General features: G+C 41.5%; 15 protein-coding genes and 1 tRNA gene. 9 read left to right on the top strand and 7 right to left on the bottom strand.

The window, feature by feature from the left end:
- Nucleotides 1-158 precede the first annotated feature (158 nt).
- Nucleotides 159-1,580, top strand: a complete 1,422-nt coding sequence (der, locus tag LU276_RS06090; protein ID WP_284672982.1) for a ribosome biogenesis GTPase Der — start codon at nucleotides 159-161, stop codon at nucleotides 1,578-1,580.
- 100 nt (nucleotides 1,581-1,680) lie between these two features.
- Here the strand turns inward: der and LU276_RS06085 are convergent, their stop codons facing one another.
- Together LU276_RS06085 and lpxB are read right to left on the bottom strand one after the other, a co-directional pair.
- The gene (locus tag LU276_RS06085; protein WP_284672981.1) at nucleotides 1,681-2,427 is read right to left on the bottom strand and encodes a ribonuclease HII; all 747 of its coding nucleotides are present in this window, start codon (nucleotides 2,425-2,427) and stop codon (nucleotides 1,681-1,683) included.
- A gap of 21 nt (nucleotides 2,428-2,448) precedes the next feature.
- Nucleotides 2,449-3,621 carry a lipid-A-disaccharide synthase gene (gene lpxB, locus LU276_RS06080; protein ID WP_284672980.1) on the bottom strand — a complete coding sequence of 391 codons (1,173 nt, stop codon included), beginning with the start codon at nucleotides 3,619-3,621 and terminating at the stop codon, nucleotides 2,449-2,451.
- 224 nt (nucleotides 3,622-3,845) lie between these two features.
- Here lpxB and LU276_RS06075 point away from each other — a divergent pair, with 224 nt between their 5' ends.
- Both LU276_RS06075 and LU276_RS06070 read left to right on the top strand, forming a co-directional pair.
- Nucleotides 3,846-4,184 carry a P-II family nitrogen regulator gene (locus LU276_RS06075; RefSeq protein ID WP_284672979.1) on the top strand — a complete coding sequence of 113 codons (339 nt, stop codon included), beginning with the start codon at nucleotides 3,846-3,848 and terminating at the stop codon, nucleotides 4,182-4,184.
- 22 nt (nucleotides 4,185-4,206) lie between these two features.
- A complete protein-coding gene (locus tag LU276_RS06070; RefSeq protein WP_373628427.1) occupies nucleotides 4,207-5,487 on the top strand; it encodes an ammonium transporter in 1,281 nt (426 codons plus the stop codon).
- 56 nt (nucleotides 5,488-5,543) lie between these two features.
- Here LU276_RS06070 and LU276_RS06065 read toward each other — a convergent pair whose 3' ends face one another.
- The 5 genes from LU276_RS06065 to LU276_RS06045 all read right to left on the bottom strand — a co-directional run bounded on the left by LU276_RS06065 (nucleotide 5,544) and on the right by LU276_RS06045 (nucleotide 10,603).
- The gene (locus LU276_RS06065) at nucleotides 5,544-6,254 is read right to left on the bottom strand and encodes a Smr/MutS family protein (protein WP_284672978.1); all 711 of its coding nucleotides are present in this window, start codon (nucleotides 6,252-6,254) and stop codon (nucleotides 5,544-5,546) included.
- An 18-nt stretch (nucleotides 6,255-6,272) separates the two neighbouring features.
- Entirely contained in the window at nucleotides 6,273-6,911 is a 639-nt protein-coding gene (locus tag LU276_RS06060; protein ID WP_284672977.1) for a DedA family protein, read from the bottom strand.
- A 250-nt stretch (nucleotides 6,912-7,161) separates the two neighbouring features.
- Nucleotides 7,162-8,007, bottom strand: coding sequence for a hypothetical protein (locus tag LU276_RS06055; protein WP_284672976.1), 846 nt, complete (start codon nucleotides 8,005-8,007; stop codon nucleotides 7,162-7,164).
- A 529-nt stretch (nucleotides 8,008-8,536) separates the two neighbouring features.
- Nucleotides 8,537-9,406, bottom strand: coding sequence for a DMT family transporter (locus LU276_RS06050; RefSeq protein ID WP_284672975.1), 870 nt, complete (start codon nucleotides 9,404-9,406; stop codon nucleotides 8,537-8,539).
- A gap of 117 nt (nucleotides 9,407-9,523) precedes the next feature.
- Entirely contained in the window at nucleotides 9,524-10,603 is a 1,080-nt protein-coding gene (locus LU276_RS06045) for a 3-deoxy-7-phosphoheptulonate synthase (protein WP_284672974.1), read from the bottom strand.
- 310 nt (nucleotides 10,604-10,913) lie between these two features.
- On the opposite strand from LU276_RS06045, the gene LU276_RS06040 reads away from it, so the two are divergent.
- The 6 genes from LU276_RS06040 (at nucleotide 10,914) to LU276_RS06015 (ending at nucleotide 17,484) form a co-directional block, all read left to right on the top strand.
- Nucleotides 10,914-11,900, top strand: a complete 987-nt coding sequence (locus LU276_RS06040) for a polyprenyl synthetase family protein (protein ID WP_284672973.1) — start codon at nucleotides 10,914-10,916, stop codon at nucleotides 11,898-11,900.
- Between the two features lie 94 nt (nucleotides 11,901-11,994).
- Nucleotides 11,995-12,288: a hypothetical protein gene (locus LU276_RS06035; RefSeq protein ID WP_284672972.1), complete on the top strand. Its 294-nt coding sequence runs from the start codon at nucleotides 11,995-11,997 to the stop codon at nucleotides 12,286-12,288.
- Nucleotides 12,275-12,493 (top strand): hypothetical protein, encoded by a 219-nt coding sequence (locus LU276_RS06030; protein WP_284672971.1) that lies wholly within the window; start codon nucleotides 12,275-12,277, stop codon nucleotides 12,491-12,493. Before LU276_RS06035 ends, LU276_RS06030 begins: the two co-directional genes overlap by 14 nt.
- A 270-nt stretch (nucleotides 12,494-12,763) precedes the next feature.
- Nucleotides 12,764-14,797 (top strand): UvrD-helicase domain-containing protein, encoded by a 2,034-nt coding sequence (locus tag LU276_RS06025; protein WP_284672970.1) that lies wholly within the window; start codon nucleotides 12,764-12,766, stop codon nucleotides 14,795-14,797.
- Nucleotides 14,798-14,959: 162 nt separating this feature from the next.
- On the top strand, nucleotides 14,960-17,263 hold the full coding sequence (locus tag LU276_RS06020; RefSeq protein ID WP_284672969.1) for a site-specific recombinase: 2,304 nt from the start codon (nucleotides 14,960-14,962) through the stop codon (nucleotides 17,261-17,263).
- 144 nt (nucleotides 17,264-17,407) lie between these two features.
- Nucleotides 17,408-17,484 (top strand) — tRNA-Pro (locus tag LU276_RS06015).
- The last annotated feature ends 77 nt before the right edge of the window (nucleotides 17,485-17,561 follow it).

Raw genomic sequence — 17,561 nt, 5'->3', positions numbered from 1 at the left:
ACTCGCTTATGAAGATTCCTTTGTCATTTTGATGGCAAAGGAATCTTGGTGTTCTTATAATGCTAAAAAAACCGACAAAAAACTTACCATCTGCACTTGATGTTTTTGTTTTTAATCGTTGTGTTATCAATTTTATCGTTAAAATTATTTGAGAAGTTATGAGTATTAAACCTGTGGTGGCCTTGATTGGTCGTCCTAATGTTGGAAAATCCACGCTATTTAACCAAATTACCAAATCTCGCCAAGCCCTAGTTGCTGACTTGGCAGGTCTAACCCGAGACCGTCAATATGGCGATGCACATTTTGAAAATAAGTCCTTTATCGTGGTTGATACGGGTGGCATTGGTGAAATGGATGATGGTAAGGGTAATATTGATGACTATATGGCAACACAGTCCTATACCGCCATTCATGAGGCAGATATTGTTGTCTTTGTTGTGGACGCACGAGTGGGTCTGATTGGGGCAGACAGCGAGATTGCCAGATTTTTACATACATTAGGCAAACCTGTGTATCTGGTGGCAAACAAGATGGATGGTGTGCATGATGCGTCATCAGCAGAGTTTTTTGCCCTAGGTTTTGGAGAGCCATTTCCAACTGCCGCCAGTCATGGTAAGGGCGTAACTAGTCTGCTTGAGGTATTAACTGCTGATATGCCAGAAGATGAGGTGGAGGATGAAGATGCTGAGCGGACGCTTAAACTTGCCATCATCGGTCGTCCTAATGTTGGAAAATCAACACTGGTGAACCGCCTACTTGGCGAGGAGCGTGTCGTGGTGTTTGATATGCCAGGTACGACAAGGGATAGTATCTATATTCCATTTGAGCGAGAAGGAGAAAAGTATACACTGATTGATACTGCAGGCGTGCGTCGTCGTGGTCGCATTGATGAAAAGGTAGAAAAATTTTCTGTTGTTAAGACCTTGCAGGCAATCAAAGATGCCAATGTGGTCGTGGTTGTGATTGACGCCAAAGAAGGGATTGTTGATCAAGATTTGCATATGCTAGGCTATGCCTTAGATGCAGGGCGTGCTATTGTTATCGCCATCAATAAATGGGATGGGCTAACCCAAGATCAAAAAGATTTTATCAAGCTAGAAATCGATCGTCGTTTTAATTTTGTCCCATGGGTAAAGATTCACCTTATCTCCGCCCTTTATGGCAATGGCGTGGGTAATCTATATCCATCTATCCATAAGGCGTATGACGCATCTATGTTTAAGGTGTCAACCAGTCGCCTTACTCAAATTCTACAAGATGCGGTAGAAAATCATCAACCGCCAATGGTAGGGGGTCGCCGTATCAAGCTACGATATGCTCACTTGGGTGGGCATAATCCACCAGTGATTGTTATCCATGGCAACCAGACGAGTGCATTACCCAAAAGTTACCAACGCTATCTTGAGAATATTTATCGTGATGTCTTTAAACTTGAAGGTACGCCGTTGCATGTGGAATTTAAGCAAAATGCCAACCCATACGAAGGCAAAAAAAATCCAAAAATTAAAAATAAAGCCAAAGTCATGCGTGAACGCAAACGCATCGCTGAGTTTAAAAAGCGTGACAAAAAACGCAAGTAATTAACCATCTGGCCATCAAAGAGCAAACCCTAATCAAATTTAGGGTTTGTTTGTTTTTGGGTGGTATTGAGAATTAGGGGCTGATTGGCTCGGCGTTATGTTAGAGCAGCACGCCTTGCGAAGTTGCTAGTATTGTTCGCATGGGGTTAAAACTTTTTCTGTGTTCTGGTAGTATTCCATATTCAAAAATGGCTTGTGTGTGGGCTTTGCTAGCATAACCCTTGTGCCTGTTGATTTGATAGTTTGGATAGATCTTGGCAAAATCATTCATTGCTGTATCACGGTGTACTTTGGCTAGAATACTGGCACAGGCAATGGATGTGTGAATGCTATCACCTTTGATGAGTGTATGGATGCATGGTTGAAATTCGGCAAATCCATCGGATAGTATCGGTGTGGCATTGCCATCTATGATGATGGTTAAATCATGGCTAGATGTGATGTGATTGATGTCAATCAACTTCTCAATGGCAAGTCGCATACCAAGCAAAGTGGCTTGATAAATGTCAATCTCATCAATAACAAATGCCGGTATGTCAATAATGGCATAGCTTTGGCAGGTATTTTTTATGGGTTCAACAACTAAATTTCGCTTTTTTTCTGATAGCTTTTTACTGTCGTTAATGAGCATGATTGATGTGCTTGATAAATCCACTTGCCCAAATTCCCCTGTCAACGCATTATCTAAAATCACCGCCCCTACCGTCATCTGCCCAAATAGCGAACCACGACCAACTTCATCAATGCCAATGACGATGGTATCGGATGTCAGCTTGTGATTTTTATGGCTAATGGCTGTGCAATGCAATGTGTGAGTGTTTTGACTGTGTGCTTTTGAAGGTTGCATGGTTTTTAGGCTTAGGTGTATTTAGTTGTTCTTGGTGTAGTAACTTAGTACCGTATCGGCAGAGTTTTGGCTACTGGCTTGTTTAATGAGTTGTACTGTGTTGATGAGTTTGTTTTTTTGTTCGTTGGAGTTGGCAAGAATGCAGTTTGCTTCATGAGCGATATTTTGAGCGGTGGCGTTACCTTGTATTAGCTCTGGCACGATACTTTTGCCTGTGCGTTCAAATGCTAGGATATTGGGCAGGCAAACATAGGGGGTCTTAATCAAGCGTTTGGCAATGGCGTAGGTTAGGGCGTTAACCTTATACACGACCACCATCGGAGTGTTTAGCATGAGTGCTTCTAGGGTTGCTGTACCACTGGCTAAAATGGTTAATTTTGCCACCTGCATGGCATACTGACTGGCGGTGTAATTACTGTCGTACTCGCTACAATCTTGCCAGTCGCTTGGAGTAAAGGTCGTCAGTCGTGATGATAAATGAGGTGCTTGCTCATTGATGATTGCCCGCACCATCACTCGATGTTCATCTTTGGCAAGTGGCAAAATGGCAGTCAGTGCCGTATGAGTCTGGCATAACGCATCAAAACTTGCCAATAAAGTTGGTAAAATGGCACGAATCTCACTTAAGCGTGAACCTGCCATCAAGCATAGTGTGTTGGTGGATTTGGTGAAGTTTTTGGGTTGTGTGTGATGGATTAGCGGATGTCCGATGCACACTGCAGGGTGATGATGTTTGGCATAGACAGGCAGTTCAAAAGGAAATAGGCACAATACCAAATTGGTCGCTGCCTTGATGCTGTGAATGCGATTTTCACGCCATGCCCAGATGCTTGGGCTGACCATCTGCACGCAGAATACGCCTTTGGGTTTTAGGGTCTTGCCCAATCTTAGATTAAAGTCTGGTGCGTCAATACCAATAAAGATATCAATCTGATTTTTATCAAAGGCACGAAGAATCTCTTTTTTGGCACGAAATAAGTCGGGCAAATGTTTAAGTACTTCAGCCAAACCCATGACGGATAAGCGTTCCATATCAATGATGGGCTTTAATCCCATTTGTATCATGCCATGACCACCCACGCCGACCCAGCAAATGTTTGGGTGTAGTTTATTCATTTGTTGCATAAAGTCTGCACCCAGTGCATCACCTGAGATTTCACCTGCAACGATGCCGATGGTCAGAGTGTCTGTCATAAACTATCCAAATAATTAAGAATAAAAGCTGTATTTTACGAATTTCTATGGATGCTTGTAAATAGATTGGTGATTTTTTAAATATTTGAAAATATTATATTATCATAATAAAAAATAATAAATAGTCTTTTTTTTATTAAAATAAACCATTTTTTATTTTGAGTGTTTTTTGGCATACTACAACTAAATTATAAGTTTTACTTGTATCATCATAGGATTATATTATGAAATTAGTCATTGCAATCATCAAGCCATTTAAGCTAGATGATGTTAGAGAAGCGTTAATGGCGATGGGTATTCATGGCATGACAATCACGGAGGTTAAGGGTTTTGGGCGTCAAAAAGGTCATGCCGAAATGTATCGTGGTGCTGAATATGTGGTGGATTTTTTGCCCAAACTAAAGATAGAGGTGGCTGTGAGTGAGAGTTTGGTTGATGATGTGGTCAGTGCCATTGCAGGTGCTGCCAATACAAGAAAGATTGGCGATGGTAAAATTTTTGTGCAGTCGTTAGATGAGATTGTGCGTATTCGCACAGGCGAAATGGGTGAAGAGGCTTTATAAAAATCAGCAAAAGGTGGTAAAAATGAAAAAATTAATCAGCCAATTTGGCTTGGGGTTTGCGGGGGTGTTGCCTGTTGTGGTCATGGCGAGTGAGCCTATGCTTGATACCGGTGATACAGCTTGGGTATTGACAGCGACCGCCTTAGTTTTGATGATGACCATTCCAGGGCTTGCATTATTTTATGCAGGTATGGTGCGTAAGAAAAATATCTTATCTACCATGATGCACAGTCTAGGCTCGGCAGCGGTCGTTTCTGTTGTGTGGGTTGTGATAGGTTATTCGCTTGCATTCTCAGAAGACTCTATGAATGCTTTTATTGGTGGGCTTGATTATGTGATGCTGCATAACATTAGGTTGGAGGAATTAGATGGTAGTATCCCAAAATTACTAATGGTTATGTTTCAATTAACATTTGCAATCATCGCCATGGCAATTTTGGCAGGTTCGCTCGCTGAGCGCATTAAATTTGGCTCATTTATGGTGTTTGCTGGGGCTTGGACACTGCTGGTATATGTGCCTGTATGTTATTGGGTGTGGGGCGGTGGGTGGCTGACCGGCGATGCACTTGATTTTGCAGGTGGTACGGTGGTGCATATCAATGCTGGTGTGGGTGGTCTGGTGTTGGCCTATTTATTGGGCAGTCGCCGTGATTATGGCAAAAGCAATCTTGCTCCTGCAAACTTAACATTGACGCTCATTGGCACAGGTTTGATTTGGGTGGGTTGGTTTGGCTTTAATGGAGGCTCGGCATTGGGTGCTAATGGTCATGCTGTGATGGCTTTAATCACCACTCAGGTAGCTGCGGCAGTTGGTGCAATCACTTGGCTGATGGCAGAATACATGAAGCGTGGCAAGGCGTCTGCGTTAGGAGGGGCATCTGGTGCGGTAGCAGGTCTGGTTGGGGTTACACCTGCGGCAGGCTTTGTGGATGTATTTGGTGCGATGGCGATCGGTGTGCTGACCGCTTTGGGGTGTTTTGTGATGATTTATTATGTAAAAAAACGCCTAGGTGTAGATGATGCACTAGATGCTTTTGGGCTACATGGTATAGGTGGTGTCATTGGTGCAATTTTAACGGGTGTTTTTGTAAGTCCTACCTTGTATCCTGAGGTCGCTAATGTGCCGTTGTTGGAGCAACTTTGGCTACAGATTGAGGGGGTAATTGCCACCTTGATGTATGGTGCGGTGATGACATTTATTATTGGCGTGATTATTAAAAAAACCATGGGACTGCGTGTAGATGCCGAAGAAGAATATCAAGGTCTTGACCTTGCCATTCATGGTGAAAAAATTGCAGATTGATGACTGTAATAAAAAAACCAATCTTAATGATTGGTTTTTTTATTATGAATGACTTATTACATATTGATTTTATTGCGTTTTAGTAGTACAAGTACTGCCCCAGTACCACCATCATTAGCAGGAGCAGAGACGAACGCCATCACATCAGGGATTTGGCGTAACCAACCATTCACACAGGTTTTGATGATGGCATCTGTACCCTTGCCATGTACGATTTTAACGACTGTTTCGCCATTTTTTAGGGCGTTGGCGATGATGGTCTGGACAGCATTTCGAGCTTCATCAATGCTTGAGCCATGCAAATCAACTGCATCAAACCAGCGTAATTTACCTTGTTTTAGTTGCTCAAATACTTTGTTTTGTAATGTTGGGTTTTTGTAGCTTAAAAACGCTTCGCCTGCCACAGGATTTAACAAGGCTTGCATATCGGACAATTTAGCACCTGCTAGCTCTTCACCGCCTTCGGCATTGGCACGGCGAAGTAGGGTGGTGGGGTCTTTGGGGTTGGTTTTTTGGGCATGGCTGATGGACTGCTCATGTTTTAAGGGGCGGACACCGCTCATTGCTTGCATGAATAGCACCTTGTCTTCATCAATGCTCTCATGATTAAAGCGTTTAACTTGTTGAGAGACTTCTTTTTTGCTCATGACAGTGGCACTGGCGGGCTTTTTGTTGTTGTCGGTCTCAGGTTTGGTTGAGGATTTGCCACCCATTTCTTTGAGTTGAGCTTGGGTATCTTTTGAGAGTAAATCTTTAAATGTTGTCATGGTTTAACCTATTTTAAGTCATGGGTTTATTTTTTGTCGCAAAAAACTAATGATGATGGGTAGTATACTAAATCCAATAATACCAAAAATCACATAAGTAAAATTATCCTTGATGACAGGCTGATTGCCAAAAAAATAGCCAAGCAGAACAAAAGATGCAATCCATAAAAAACCACCGATGATATTATAGCTGATAAATCGCTTATAATTCATACTGCCTGCTCCCGCCACAAAAGGGGCAAAAGTGCGAATAAAAGGCAGAAATCTGGCAAAGATAATGGTTTTACCGCCATGCTTTTCAAAAAAAGTCTGAGTGGCGATGAGATGGTCTTTGTTAATCAAGCGGTAATTTTTTGCAAATACTTTAGGTCCGATATATTTTCCAATATGATAATTTAGTGTATCGCCAAGTACCGCTGCGATAAATAGCAAGGCGATGAGTAGGGCGGGGTTGAGCTTTCCTGTAAAGGCTACTAACGCCCCTACTGCAAAGAGTAGGCTGTCACCTGGTAAAAATGGCATGACCACAAGACCTGTCTCAACAAAGATAATTAAGAATAAAATCCCATAAATCCACATGCCATAGTCTGCTAAAAATACCGTCAAATGCTTATCGATATTTACGATGAGATCAATGAGTTGTAAAATGATGTCCATGTCGTAAGACCATAAATATAAAATAAATCTGCGTATTATAGCATATTTGTTCAATGTTGGTTTTTTGCGACTAACAAAATCTAAAGTAGAGATTTTTGTACTTGGGGTGAGTGGTGCTTTGGAATAATAAGTAGGTTATGGTTTGTTAATAAAACCCCTTACTGATATTGAAATCAATAAGGGGGGGTGATGAGTGGCCATTTATTTTTTAAATTACATGGCTTAACTTGAGAGTTGGCTTTAAGGTAGATTAAAATGTGTATTGCAGTTTAAAGCCTATCTCTTTGGTTTTGTTTTCTGGTTCGCTGTAGCTTGCTATACCTTGGCTACCATCTTCGCCTGTTTCAATGCGTTCAAAAGTATTGGAAGTGGGGACATTCCAACCACGATAATAAGGGGTGTAACTAATTTTGGTTTGGTTAGCAAGCTGCTTACTGATGGGTAATTCTATTTCAATACCACGAGCATTGTGCTGTTTGAGTGTGATGGTGCCGTGATCACCTAAGAAGGAGTACTGACGACCATAAATACCTTGATTGTAAGCAATTCGTGGTAAAAATTCAAATCCGTGAGCCAAAGCTATTTTTGCACCCAAGCCTACTTGTGTGTAAGCAGTTTTATTTTTTCTATCGTAATCCTCTGAATCTATGCGGGAGCTTAAATCTCTTAGGACTCGATATCCTAAGCCTGCTTCACCAATGATACTTAAGTTTGGGCGAATTGATTTTTCATAAATATACAGTGAGCGGATGTCATAAGAGAGACGAGGTGCACCTTTTAGGTGTATTGAGCCATAAGGAGATCCTTCAGGATTTTCTTCGCTAGGATTTTCACCACCTGTATAATCAACTTTGCCTTTGGCGTATCTACCCTCTAATTTTATCGCATCTTTCTCATTAAAACGATACTTAATTGACCCATTAAGTGCATTCAAGCTACCTTGCTGTTGCATGAAACGCTCACCATTTGTGTATTCACGGTATGTTTCTTGATAGCGTTCAATACCTAAGTTGGTTTCTACTGCTTTTTTGGCGTGTGCTAGAGATGTGTATAATAAACCACTTGTCATTAGCGATACGATAATAAATTTTTGCATAGGTACCTCAATTAAATCAATGTAAAATGCCATTGGCTGATTGTTGATGTCTTGCAAGATTAGTGATATATACTAGAAGTAGAGTTATTTTGCTATCGTATTTATGTATTTGCCATAAAATGGATTGGATCCACATTTTTGTAAAAGCCCACTTGGTTAACATAAGTGCATAGCAGGGCTTGATGATAAAATCACCTAAATACTTGATTTGTGGGATTGAAGTTAAGCAAAACCCATGGGATTAAGCGGTTGACGACCATTTTTCATATACAGTTGTACGATTTTTGCTCAGACCATCAATAAATGTAAATGGTGCTATGGGAGTTAATATACTCTAGTATTTTTGCAAAATACAGCCGTGAAATGTAGCAGGGTTGTCCCATTTACATGAAATAATCCTGCTATTAATAAAGCATTATTATAACATAAAAATTAGTCAATACAAGTGTATTGGTAGTTATACTAAAAAATCTATGATTGTTGAATGCTTATTATACATTATATTATTGAGATGGGCTGATAACCAATCTTATTTTTTTGTTCCAATCATACCACTGATGACGATGATGGCAATCCCAAGCAGGCTTAGCCAGTCAAGCCGTTCACCAAACAACACCGCCCCAAAAATGACCGAAAACACCACGCCTAAATAACCCAATACCGCCACGACAAATTTTTGTCCCACTTGATAGGCATAAGTCATGAGAAGCTGTCCACCCAAAGCAGTCACTCCAATGGCGATGATATAGGGTAGATTTGCCCAACTGATGGGCGTAAAACCAAAAAATGCCGCCAATATTCCTGAGATGATGGCAGATAAAAGTGAGAAATAAAATACAATCCGCCATGCAGGTTCGCCAAGCAAGCTAAGTTCTCGCACTTGTAAATAGGCATAACCACTAATTGCTCCGCTTGTCAATCCGATAAACATGGCAAAGATATCACCCCCTTGGCTAGGTTTTAATAAAATCACCACGCCCAAAAATCCTAAGATGAGCGATATCCAGCTGATAACAGATGGCTTTTGTTTTAAAATGATGATGGAAAGTAGCCCTAAAAAAATGACAGAGGTGTTTTGTAGGGTGCTGGCAGTAGCAAGTGGCAGGTGTAGCACCACATAAAAATTCATCAGTAGGGCAACCAAACCTGACAATGACCGCCAAAAGTGTTCCTTTGGATAAGCTGTGCGAAAATCCTGCCCTTTAACCCAAGACAAACCACCTAAAATAACCAATGAAGATAGTACTCGCCAAAAGGTAAGTTCATAAGTGTGCATGGCAAATTTTTGTCCTGCCATCTTAATGGAGACAAGCATAAGTGCAAAACACAAGCACGCAAAGACCATATAAAATGAGCCAAAGAATGAACCTTGATTGGGATTGGTGGGTGAATTTGGCATGGTGTATTATTGGGTAATCAAAAAGCCGTTCGCCTTGAGTTTGTCGAAAGAGTGATGGTTTTATCATCATGATTTGACAGGTTCTCTACGAACGGCACAACCTAAATTTGTGGTCAATTAACGATTTGGTAAATGCTCTTTGACTGCCTTGGCGAACTGACGCAAGATATCAACGGTAGCGTCCCAGTCTAGACAACCATCGGTTACTGATTTGCCATATTCTAATTGACTTAGGTCGGCTGGGATATTTTGACGACCACCTTTGAGATGGCTTTCAATCATCAGTCCCATGATGGACTTGTTGCCGTTTTGGATTTGGCTTGCGATGTTTTGGATAACCATGGGTTGTAGGTAAGGGTCTTTGCCAGAGTTGGCGTGGCTTGCATCTACCATGATTTTTCCGTTGGTTTTGCCTTTGGCAAGTTCATTTTCTGCTAAGGCGATGGCCGTTTTATCATAGTTGGGCTGGTCATTGCCACCACGCAAGACAACATGGGCGTAACGGTTGCCTTTGGATTTGATGATAGAAACCTTACCATCTGACGATAAGCCTAAAAAGCTATGCCCTGATTTAACTGCTTGCATGGCATTGACAGCAACAGTCATTGAGCCGTCTGTACCATTTTTGAAGCCAACAGGGCAGGACAGACCAGAGGACATTTCACGGTGAGTTTGGCTCTCGGTGGTTCTTGCCCCAATGGCTGACCAACTGATTAAATCCTGCATATATTGAGGGGTGTTGGGATCTAATGCTTCGGTAGCACAAGGCAGACCTTTTTCGTTCAGTTCTAAAAGGAGCTTTCTTGCCATGCCAAGCCCTTTTTCAATATCAAAACTATCATCCATGTTAGGGTCATTGATAAGACCTTTCCAGCCTGTGGTGGTGCGAGGTTTTTCAAAATATACACGCATGACAATAAACAGCTCATCTTTTAACTCATCTGCCAGAACTTTTAATTTGTCGGCATATTCGTGAGCAGCGACGGTATCGTGAATGGAGCAAGGACCAACAACGACCAAAATGCGTTTATCAACACCATCTAAGATGTCTTGGATAACCTGACGACCATGTAGCACGGTGTTAAAGGCTTGGCTTGATAGGGGGTAGGTGCGTTTTAGTTCTGTGGGGGTAATTAAAGGGGTGATTTTTTCAATATTCACATCATCAATTTCGGTATGGTGAGTTAAAAATGACATAAGGCTACCTTTAGGATGGCTTGGATTTATAATAGAAATAAAGATGGAGATAAGGATGCTACCAACTGAACGCAGTCGCATCAGATAAAAATACTAACATTATGCACACAATCCGCCCATTTTACAAGCGTATCACGCACAAAAATACCAAAAAATTAAGTATTGGTTTGTTAATAATAAAAAAACATAAGAAAAAGTTATGCGAGGGTGTCAGATGAATGCAACTGTTGGTTGAATTTGACGAATGCTCTTTTAGAAATATATGGGCTATGATATGATAAATAAATTTTTTAAAAGTGTGAGAAAAATAATGATTACGCCCACTTATGCAGACATTCAAGCCATCGTTGCTGATGATTTTGCCATCATGGATAAGCAGGTTTTTGGCAGTTTAAATTCCAAAGTACGCTTAGTTATGCAGGTATCTAAGCATGTCATTGATGCAGGTGGTAAGCGGATGCGACCACTCATTACGCTGCTGACTGCACGAATGCTACATGATGAACAAAGTCAGCAGGCATTGGAGCTTGGGGCGATTACTGAGATGCTTCATACTGCCACACTGGTACATGATGATGTGATTGATGAATCAGGGCTTAGACGGGGAAGACCGACTGCTAACGCCACTTGGAATAATGCCACAGCTGTACTGGTGGGAGATTATCTGATTGCTCGTTCGTTTAATTTGCTTGTTGGATTTGGTAATTTGCCGTTGCTTCAGCTATTTTCTGATGGCACTTGCGATATTGCAGAAGGAGAGGTGTTGCAGTTACAGCATCAGCACAACCCAGAGACTACCGAGGAAGACTATCGTCAAATTATTGATGGAAAAACTTCAAGATTATTTATGATGGCAACGCAAGGGGCAGGGATTTTGGCAGGTCGTGACGATTTGCTTGAGCCTTTGGGTAAGTTTGCTTATCACTTTGGTAATGCCTTTCAGATGATTGATGATGTGCTTGACTTTACAGGCGATACAGCGATGATGGGTAAGAACCTAGGCGATGATTTGGCGGAGGGTAAGCCGACTTTACCGATTATCAAAACCCTAGAAATTCTAAAGGATACCGATGCCATCAATTATGACAAGTTACGCATCGCTGTGCAGACAGGGAAGGTTGATGATGTAGGTGAGCTGATTGCCTTGGTGCAACAATCTGGGGCATTGGACTACTGCAAGGCAAAAGCCTTAGACGAAACCAAACAGGCTCAACAATATTTAGAAGTATTGCCTGTCAATAAATATCGTGAAGGACTGTATCAGCTGACCGCATTGGCAAGCTCTCGTTTGGTGTAAAACTGTACACTAAAAATCTTGACAATCATCCATTCATGGTTATATATCACACATTTTGTAACAAAATATTTCAAATTGGTGTGATGGAATAACCATGATTTTTTTGATTCTTGCTATTTGTGCTAGCGTACTGGTGTCTGTATTTTTAAAGTTTGCTCGTCAACAACGCCTTGACATCATCCAATCTATTTTGGTGAATTATATGACCGCCATGGCACTGTGCATGGCGTTACTGAAACTGAGCTTTGATGGCATTGGTAATGTGGCGTTTGGTAAGGTGTTTGTTTTTGTGACATTGGGTATTTTATTGCCTAGCTTATTTGCTTATCAAAAAAACCAAATGGCATGGTCAAAGTTTGGCAAGTGGGGTGATATTGGGCGGTCTTAATTTTGCTAATATCTTATTTTATATCAAAGCTTATCAAGCCTTTAAAGATGACCCCACCTTGGTGTTTGCAGGTATGAATATTGGGGTGATGTGTTTGGGTGCGATTGTGGGCTTATTGGCTTTTAAAGAAAAGATTTCAAAAATCAATGGCATGGGCATTGTACTGGGCATTTGTGCGGTGTGGTGTTTATTTTATTTAAAATAATTAAAAAATACTAGCTAGACAAGCGGTGTTTTTATGATGTTATTGGGCATTAAATATCAATCTTGCTTGGTCTTACCCACCTTACTTTTGGCAAAATTAACCTACAGCCAAAACTTTGCTGTAGGCAATCACAGAACTGTTCATGGGCAATGAAAAAAGGTAATATTGCAAAATACTACCTTTTTTCATTGCAAGTTTTGATACAAACTTTTGCCCAATTTACCAAAATCCTTTATAATGAGTCCCCATTTTGCCCAAAGAATTTAGAGTATGAGTCAGCTAAACCCCCGCCAACAAGAAGCCTTAGCCCATGTGTCAGGTCCTTTGCTCGTTCTGGCAGGGGCAGGGTCGGGTAAGACATCGGTCATCACCCAAAAAATCGCCCACTTGATTACCAACTGCCATATTCCTGCTGAGCGAATCACTGCCATGACCTTTACTAATAAGGCGGCACGAGAGATGAAGGCTCGTGTGAGCAAACTTTTGCCGAATGAAAAAACTCGTGGTTTGACGGTCTCTACCTTTCATCAGTTTGGCTTGCAGTTTTTGCGTTATGAGCTGATTCATACGCCCTTAAAAAGCAATTTTAGCATCATGGATGCAGATGACGCAAAACGACTGCTGATGGAACTAATGATGCGTGATAATATGAGCGGTTCTGAGAGTCGTGAATTTGCAGGCAAGGCGATGAAGTTTATTTCAGATTGGAAGAATGATTTGATTGCTCCTGAAGATGCAGCGACCACTTTATCGGACCCAGAGGACATGATTTTTGCCCATCTTTATGGATTGTACGAACGCAATCTTAGGGCTTATAATGCGGTGGATTTTGATGATTTGATTGTTCTGCCTGTCCGTATTTTAAAAGAAAATGAGATGGTGCGTGAAAAATGGCAACGCCGTATTCGTTATTTACTCGTAGATGAGTATCAAGACACCAACACCGCTCAATATGAACTGGTTAAGCTCTTGGTTGGGCTAACTGCTCGTTTCACGGTAGTGGGTGATGATGATCAATCCATCTATACATGGCGTGGAGCAAAACCTGAAAATATGGCACTGCTCAAGCAGGATTTCCCTAATCTGCATGTGGTCAAACTTGAACAAAATTACCGCTCTACCAATCGCATCTTAAGTGCGGCAAATACCGTCATCGCCAATAATGAACATATCTTTGATAAGGCATTGTGGTCAAATAAAGGCGAGGGGGCTTATATCCGTGTGATTACTTGCCCAACAGATCTAGATGAAGCGGAGCGAGTTGTTAAAGAAATCGTCGCCCATCGTCTGCGTCATGGCAACCTATGGGAGCAGTATGCCGTACTATATCGTTCCAATTTTCAAGCACGAGTATTAGAGACTGAGTTGCGTCAGCTGAATGTGCCTTATAAGCTCTCAGGCGGTACATCCTTTTTTGCTCGCACGGAGATTAAGGATGTGATGAGTTATCTGCGTATCATTCTAAATCCTGATGATGATGCAGCTTTTTTACGCATCATTAATACCCCAAAGCGTGGTATGGGTTCTGCTACGCTAGAAAAGCTAGGCCTACTTGCCCAAGAGTATGGCATATCTTTACTATCCGCCTGTTCGCACGCAGGGCTAAAAGCAACGGTGGGAGCAAAAGCGAGCAACACGCTATATGCCTTTGCTGAGTTTATTGAATATTATACTCGTGAGCTGTATGACAACGCCGACCCCATGCCACTGGTGCGTCAGATGATTATTGAAACAGGCTATATTGATTATATCAAAGAAGATAGCAAAACCCCCCAGCAAGAAAAGAATCGACTTGATAACATTGAAACGCTGTATCAGAGTATCGCCACACTCATTAACCGTGCCGAAGATGACGAAGACACGACCATTGAAGCTGTGGTTCGTAAGATGATGCTATTAGATATGCTAGAGCAACAACAAGAAGAGGAAAATACCAATAAGGTCAACTTGATGACCTTACACGCTGCAAAGGGTCTGGAGTTTGATCATGTCTATATCATTGGTGTTGAAGAGGAAATCTTGCCACACCGCAATTCTTTGTTGCAAGATGATATTGAAGAAGAACGCCGTTTGATGTATGTGGGCATTACTCGTGCAAGGCTTGAGCTGACTTTAACTTTTGCTCAAAAACGCCGTATGGGTAAGGATTTTAAAACCACCACGCCATCACGGTTCTTAGATGAGTTACCAACCGATCATGTTGATTATCCTGCTAAGCGTCCAAGCAACAAAGACCCCAAGCAGATCTCTCAAGACTATCTGACCAATATTCAAGCGATGTTAAATGCTAAACGCAATGGTTAGGTTATACCAATGCTGTGCGTAAGCATAAATGGACAATGTGTATATTCTTATGAATACTTAGCTACTTTGCCAGACTTGGCATTGATGGTAAGATTTTTTGAACTTTTGGACTGTTAAGCTAATTTTGCTGATTTTAATAAAATAAAAAACTTGGAGAAACTGTTGCAAAATCCTAATAATGCTGAGTTAAAAGATATTTTACAGCGTATCTTAGCACTAAAAGAACTGCCTGAAACCCAAGTGCTAAAGCAATTGGTTGATGAGTTGCGTGTCGACGAGGGTGATGAAGACGCTGCCAATGAAAAAATAAGTCAGCTGATTGCCTTGGTTGAGCAAAACCCTGAGTATGGCTCGGGGCTGGCGGCGTTTATTTTGCGATTGACGAATAAATATAATCAAGTAACGCTTTATACGGATACGGGTATCGCTTCTGACCAAAGTTTTTCTTATAGCGTTAACAGGCTAATTGGGCATCGCTTTTTACCACTGTTACCCGAAGAAGATTCGGTTGTTGAGCTTGCTAGTTTTTTATTTAACAAACGCAATGACTTGCGTTGGGTACGCATGATTGATGGTGCTAAATGGGATAGGCTAATTGAGCTGATTCATGTTGATGATGAAGACTTAGCCTTAGTGGCAACCGCTAAAAATAATATTCTAAATGCCATAGTTATCTTATCATACCGTATTAGTGGTATGGGTCTGCACCCTGATTTAATGTCAGCTTATCCGCAGATGCTGAATCATTCAGCAGCTTTTGTGGCACAAAACCAAGAAGCTGTATTGTATGTCAATCAATACCGAAAGACACATGAGCTAGATTTGATGACGGACATCACGCCTGATGAAGACATCAGTCCTGCACCACTGCTTGTCATGCTAGAGCAATGCCACGAGATAGTTACCAATGTGCGAAAACGCATCTATAAGACTGGTATTTCAATTCGTCTGACCAATATGCTTGTGCGACTTGAGCAAAGCTTGCATAGAATGCAGGTGCTTATTGAGCTGGTTTCGGACAACCAAAAAAACCGTGATAAGGCAATTGTTGAATTGACCGCACAGATTGTGCGTACAGCAAAGACTCGTTATAGCTTTAGTTATTTGATTGAAAATAATACAAAGCTGTTATCTCGCAAGGTTACTGAAAATGCTAGCCGAGTAGGGGAGCACTACATCAGCACTGACCGCACAGGCTATCGCAAGATGTATAAAAAAGCAGCGATTGGCGGATTGCTTATTGCATTTATGGCGACCATAAAAATTTTGGGTTCATCATTGGTGTTAGCTCCAGTCGGTAGGGCTTTTATCAATAGCATGATTTATGGTTTGGGCTTTGTTGCCATTCATATTGCAGGCGGTACGGTTGCAACCAAGCAGCCAGCCATGACAGCCGCCGCTATTGCATCAACCATTTCAGATGGCTCGGGCAATAAAAAAACCCAACAGCTGACCAAATTATCTGAGCTGATTGTAGATATTTTACGGACGCAGTTTGTAGCGATTTTGGGTAATATCTCGATTGCTATGCCAGTGGCTCTTTTAATTGCTTATGCATGGCCATCAATCACAGGCACGCCCATGATTGATGGCTATAAGGCGGCACATCTATTGCATGAGCTTGATCCTATTCGTTCGCTCTCTTTGCCACATGCGGCAATTGCAGGTGTGTTTTTGTTCTTATCGGGGCTTATTGCAGGTTATTATGATAATCTATCAGCTTACAATAAGATTGGTGAGCGTATCCGTCGCCATCGCTTGTTGTCGCATATCTTACCAAGTGCTTGGCAAGAAAAGCTAGGTAACTTTATTGAAGCGAATCTTGGGGCAATCATGGGTAACTTTATCTTTGGTTGCTTCTTAGGCAGTACGGCAACCATTGGCTATATGCTTGGATTGCCACTAGATATTCGTCATATCGCTTTTGCTTCTGCCAACTTTGTGCATGGGCTATTTTATCTATCGCCACAGGACCTAAGTTGGGGGCTTGTGATACTATCTTTTATCGGTGTACTGCTCATTGGTGCGGTGAACTTAATGGTGAGCTTTTCTTTGGCGTTATTTGTTGCGTTGCGTTCTAAAGAAGTGGAATTCTTTGAATGGAAAAAATTATCTGGGTTGGTGTGGAGACATTTTTTGGCGACGCCATGGGATTTTTTCTTTCCACGAAGCGAGTCGGTTAAATACGCTAAGATTAACAGTGAAGGGCAGGTCATCTATGAAGACATTGCTGATGAAAAAGAGCCTAGTGTGCGTGTCCTTACAGATAGTTATGTTGTGCGTCGCTTGGGTAGAAAGCCTAAGGATAATAAAGAAGGGGTGGTGACCGATGAATCGCAAGGTATTCAAGAAGTAGTTACTGAGCATCATAATGAGGGTATGGAAGTTCGGCTTGAAGTGATAGAAGAGAATCAAAACACGACACCCCTACCCAAACCAGATAAACCTCCTAAGCTACCTAAGTAAGCCATTGATTATCATGATGAACCCTTGTTTTTAACAGGGGTTTTTTATGCAAATAGTGCTATGTTGAGTTGGGGTCGGTGATTGATGATAAAATAAGAAAAACGCTTGCAAAATTTAAAAAATTTAGTAAAATAGCAATTCAATCGGGGTGTAGCGCAGCTTGGTAGCGCACTTGCATGGGGTGCAAGGGGTCGCGAGTTCGAATCCCGCCACTCCGACCATATTATAATCTAGGGCTATCCACAATCGTGCGATAGCCTTTGATTTTTCTAGGGTTTAGGCGGTTTTATTGTCTTAT

Origin of the sequence: Moraxella haemolytica (assembly GCF_030177935.1) — a bacterium.
Classification (GTDB): Bacteria; Pseudomonadota; Gammaproteobacteria; order Pseudomonadales; family Moraxellaceae; genus Moraxella; species Moraxella haemolytica.
The sequence above is the reverse complement of the archived record's forward strand: the minus strand, read 5'-3'. Positions and strand labels throughout refer to the sequence as shown.

Excerpts from the sequence above, each read along its gene's own strand:
- der (WP_284672982.1), top strand. The coding sequence starts at position 159 with ATGAGTATTAAACCTGTGGTGGCCTTGATTGGTCGTCCTAATGTTGGA.
- LU276_RS06085 (WP_284672981.1), bottom strand. The coding sequence starts at position 2,427 with ATGCAACCTTCAAAAGCACACAGTCAAAACACTCACACATTGCATTGC.
- lpxB (WP_284672980.1), bottom strand. The coding sequence starts at position 3,621 with ATGACAGACACTCTGACCATCGGCATCGTTGCAGGTGAAATCTCAGGT.
- LU276_RS06075 (WP_284672979.1), top strand. The coding sequence starts at position 3,846 with ATGAAATTAGTCATTGCAATCATCAAGCCATTTAAGCTAGATGATGTT.
- LU276_RS06070 (WP_373628427.1), top strand. The coding sequence starts at position 4,207 with ATGAAAAAATTAATCAGCCAATTTGGCTTGGGGTTTGCGGGGGTGTTG.
- LU276_RS06065 (WP_284672978.1), bottom strand. The coding sequence starts at position 6,254 with ATGACAACATTTAAAGATTTACTCTCAAAAGATACCCAAGCTCAACTC.
- LU276_RS06060 (WP_284672977.1), bottom strand. The coding sequence starts at position 6,911 with ATGGACATCATTTTACAACTCATTGATCTCATCGTAAATATCGATAAG.
- LU276_RS06055 (WP_284672976.1), bottom strand. The coding sequence starts at position 8,007 with ATGCAAAAATTTATTATCGTATCGCTAATGACAAGTGGTTTATTATAC.
- LU276_RS06050 (WP_284672975.1), bottom strand. The coding sequence starts at position 9,406 with ATGCCAAATTCACCCACCAATCCCAATCAAGGTTCATTCTTTGGCTCA.
- LU276_RS06045 (WP_284672974.1), bottom strand. The coding sequence starts at position 10,603 with ATGTCATTTTTAACTCACCATACCGAAATTGATGATGTGAATATTGAA.
- LU276_RS06040 (WP_284672973.1), top strand. The coding sequence starts at position 10,914 with ATGATTACGCCCACTTATGCAGACATTCAAGCCATCGTTGCTGATGAT.
- LU276_RS06035 (WP_284672972.1), top strand. The coding sequence starts at position 11,995 with ATGATTTTTTTGATTCTTGCTATTTGTGCTAGCGTACTGGTGTCTGTA.
- LU276_RS06025 (WP_284672970.1), top strand. The coding sequence starts at position 12,764 with ATGAGTCAGCTAAACCCCCGCCAACAAGAAGCCTTAGCCCATGTGTCA.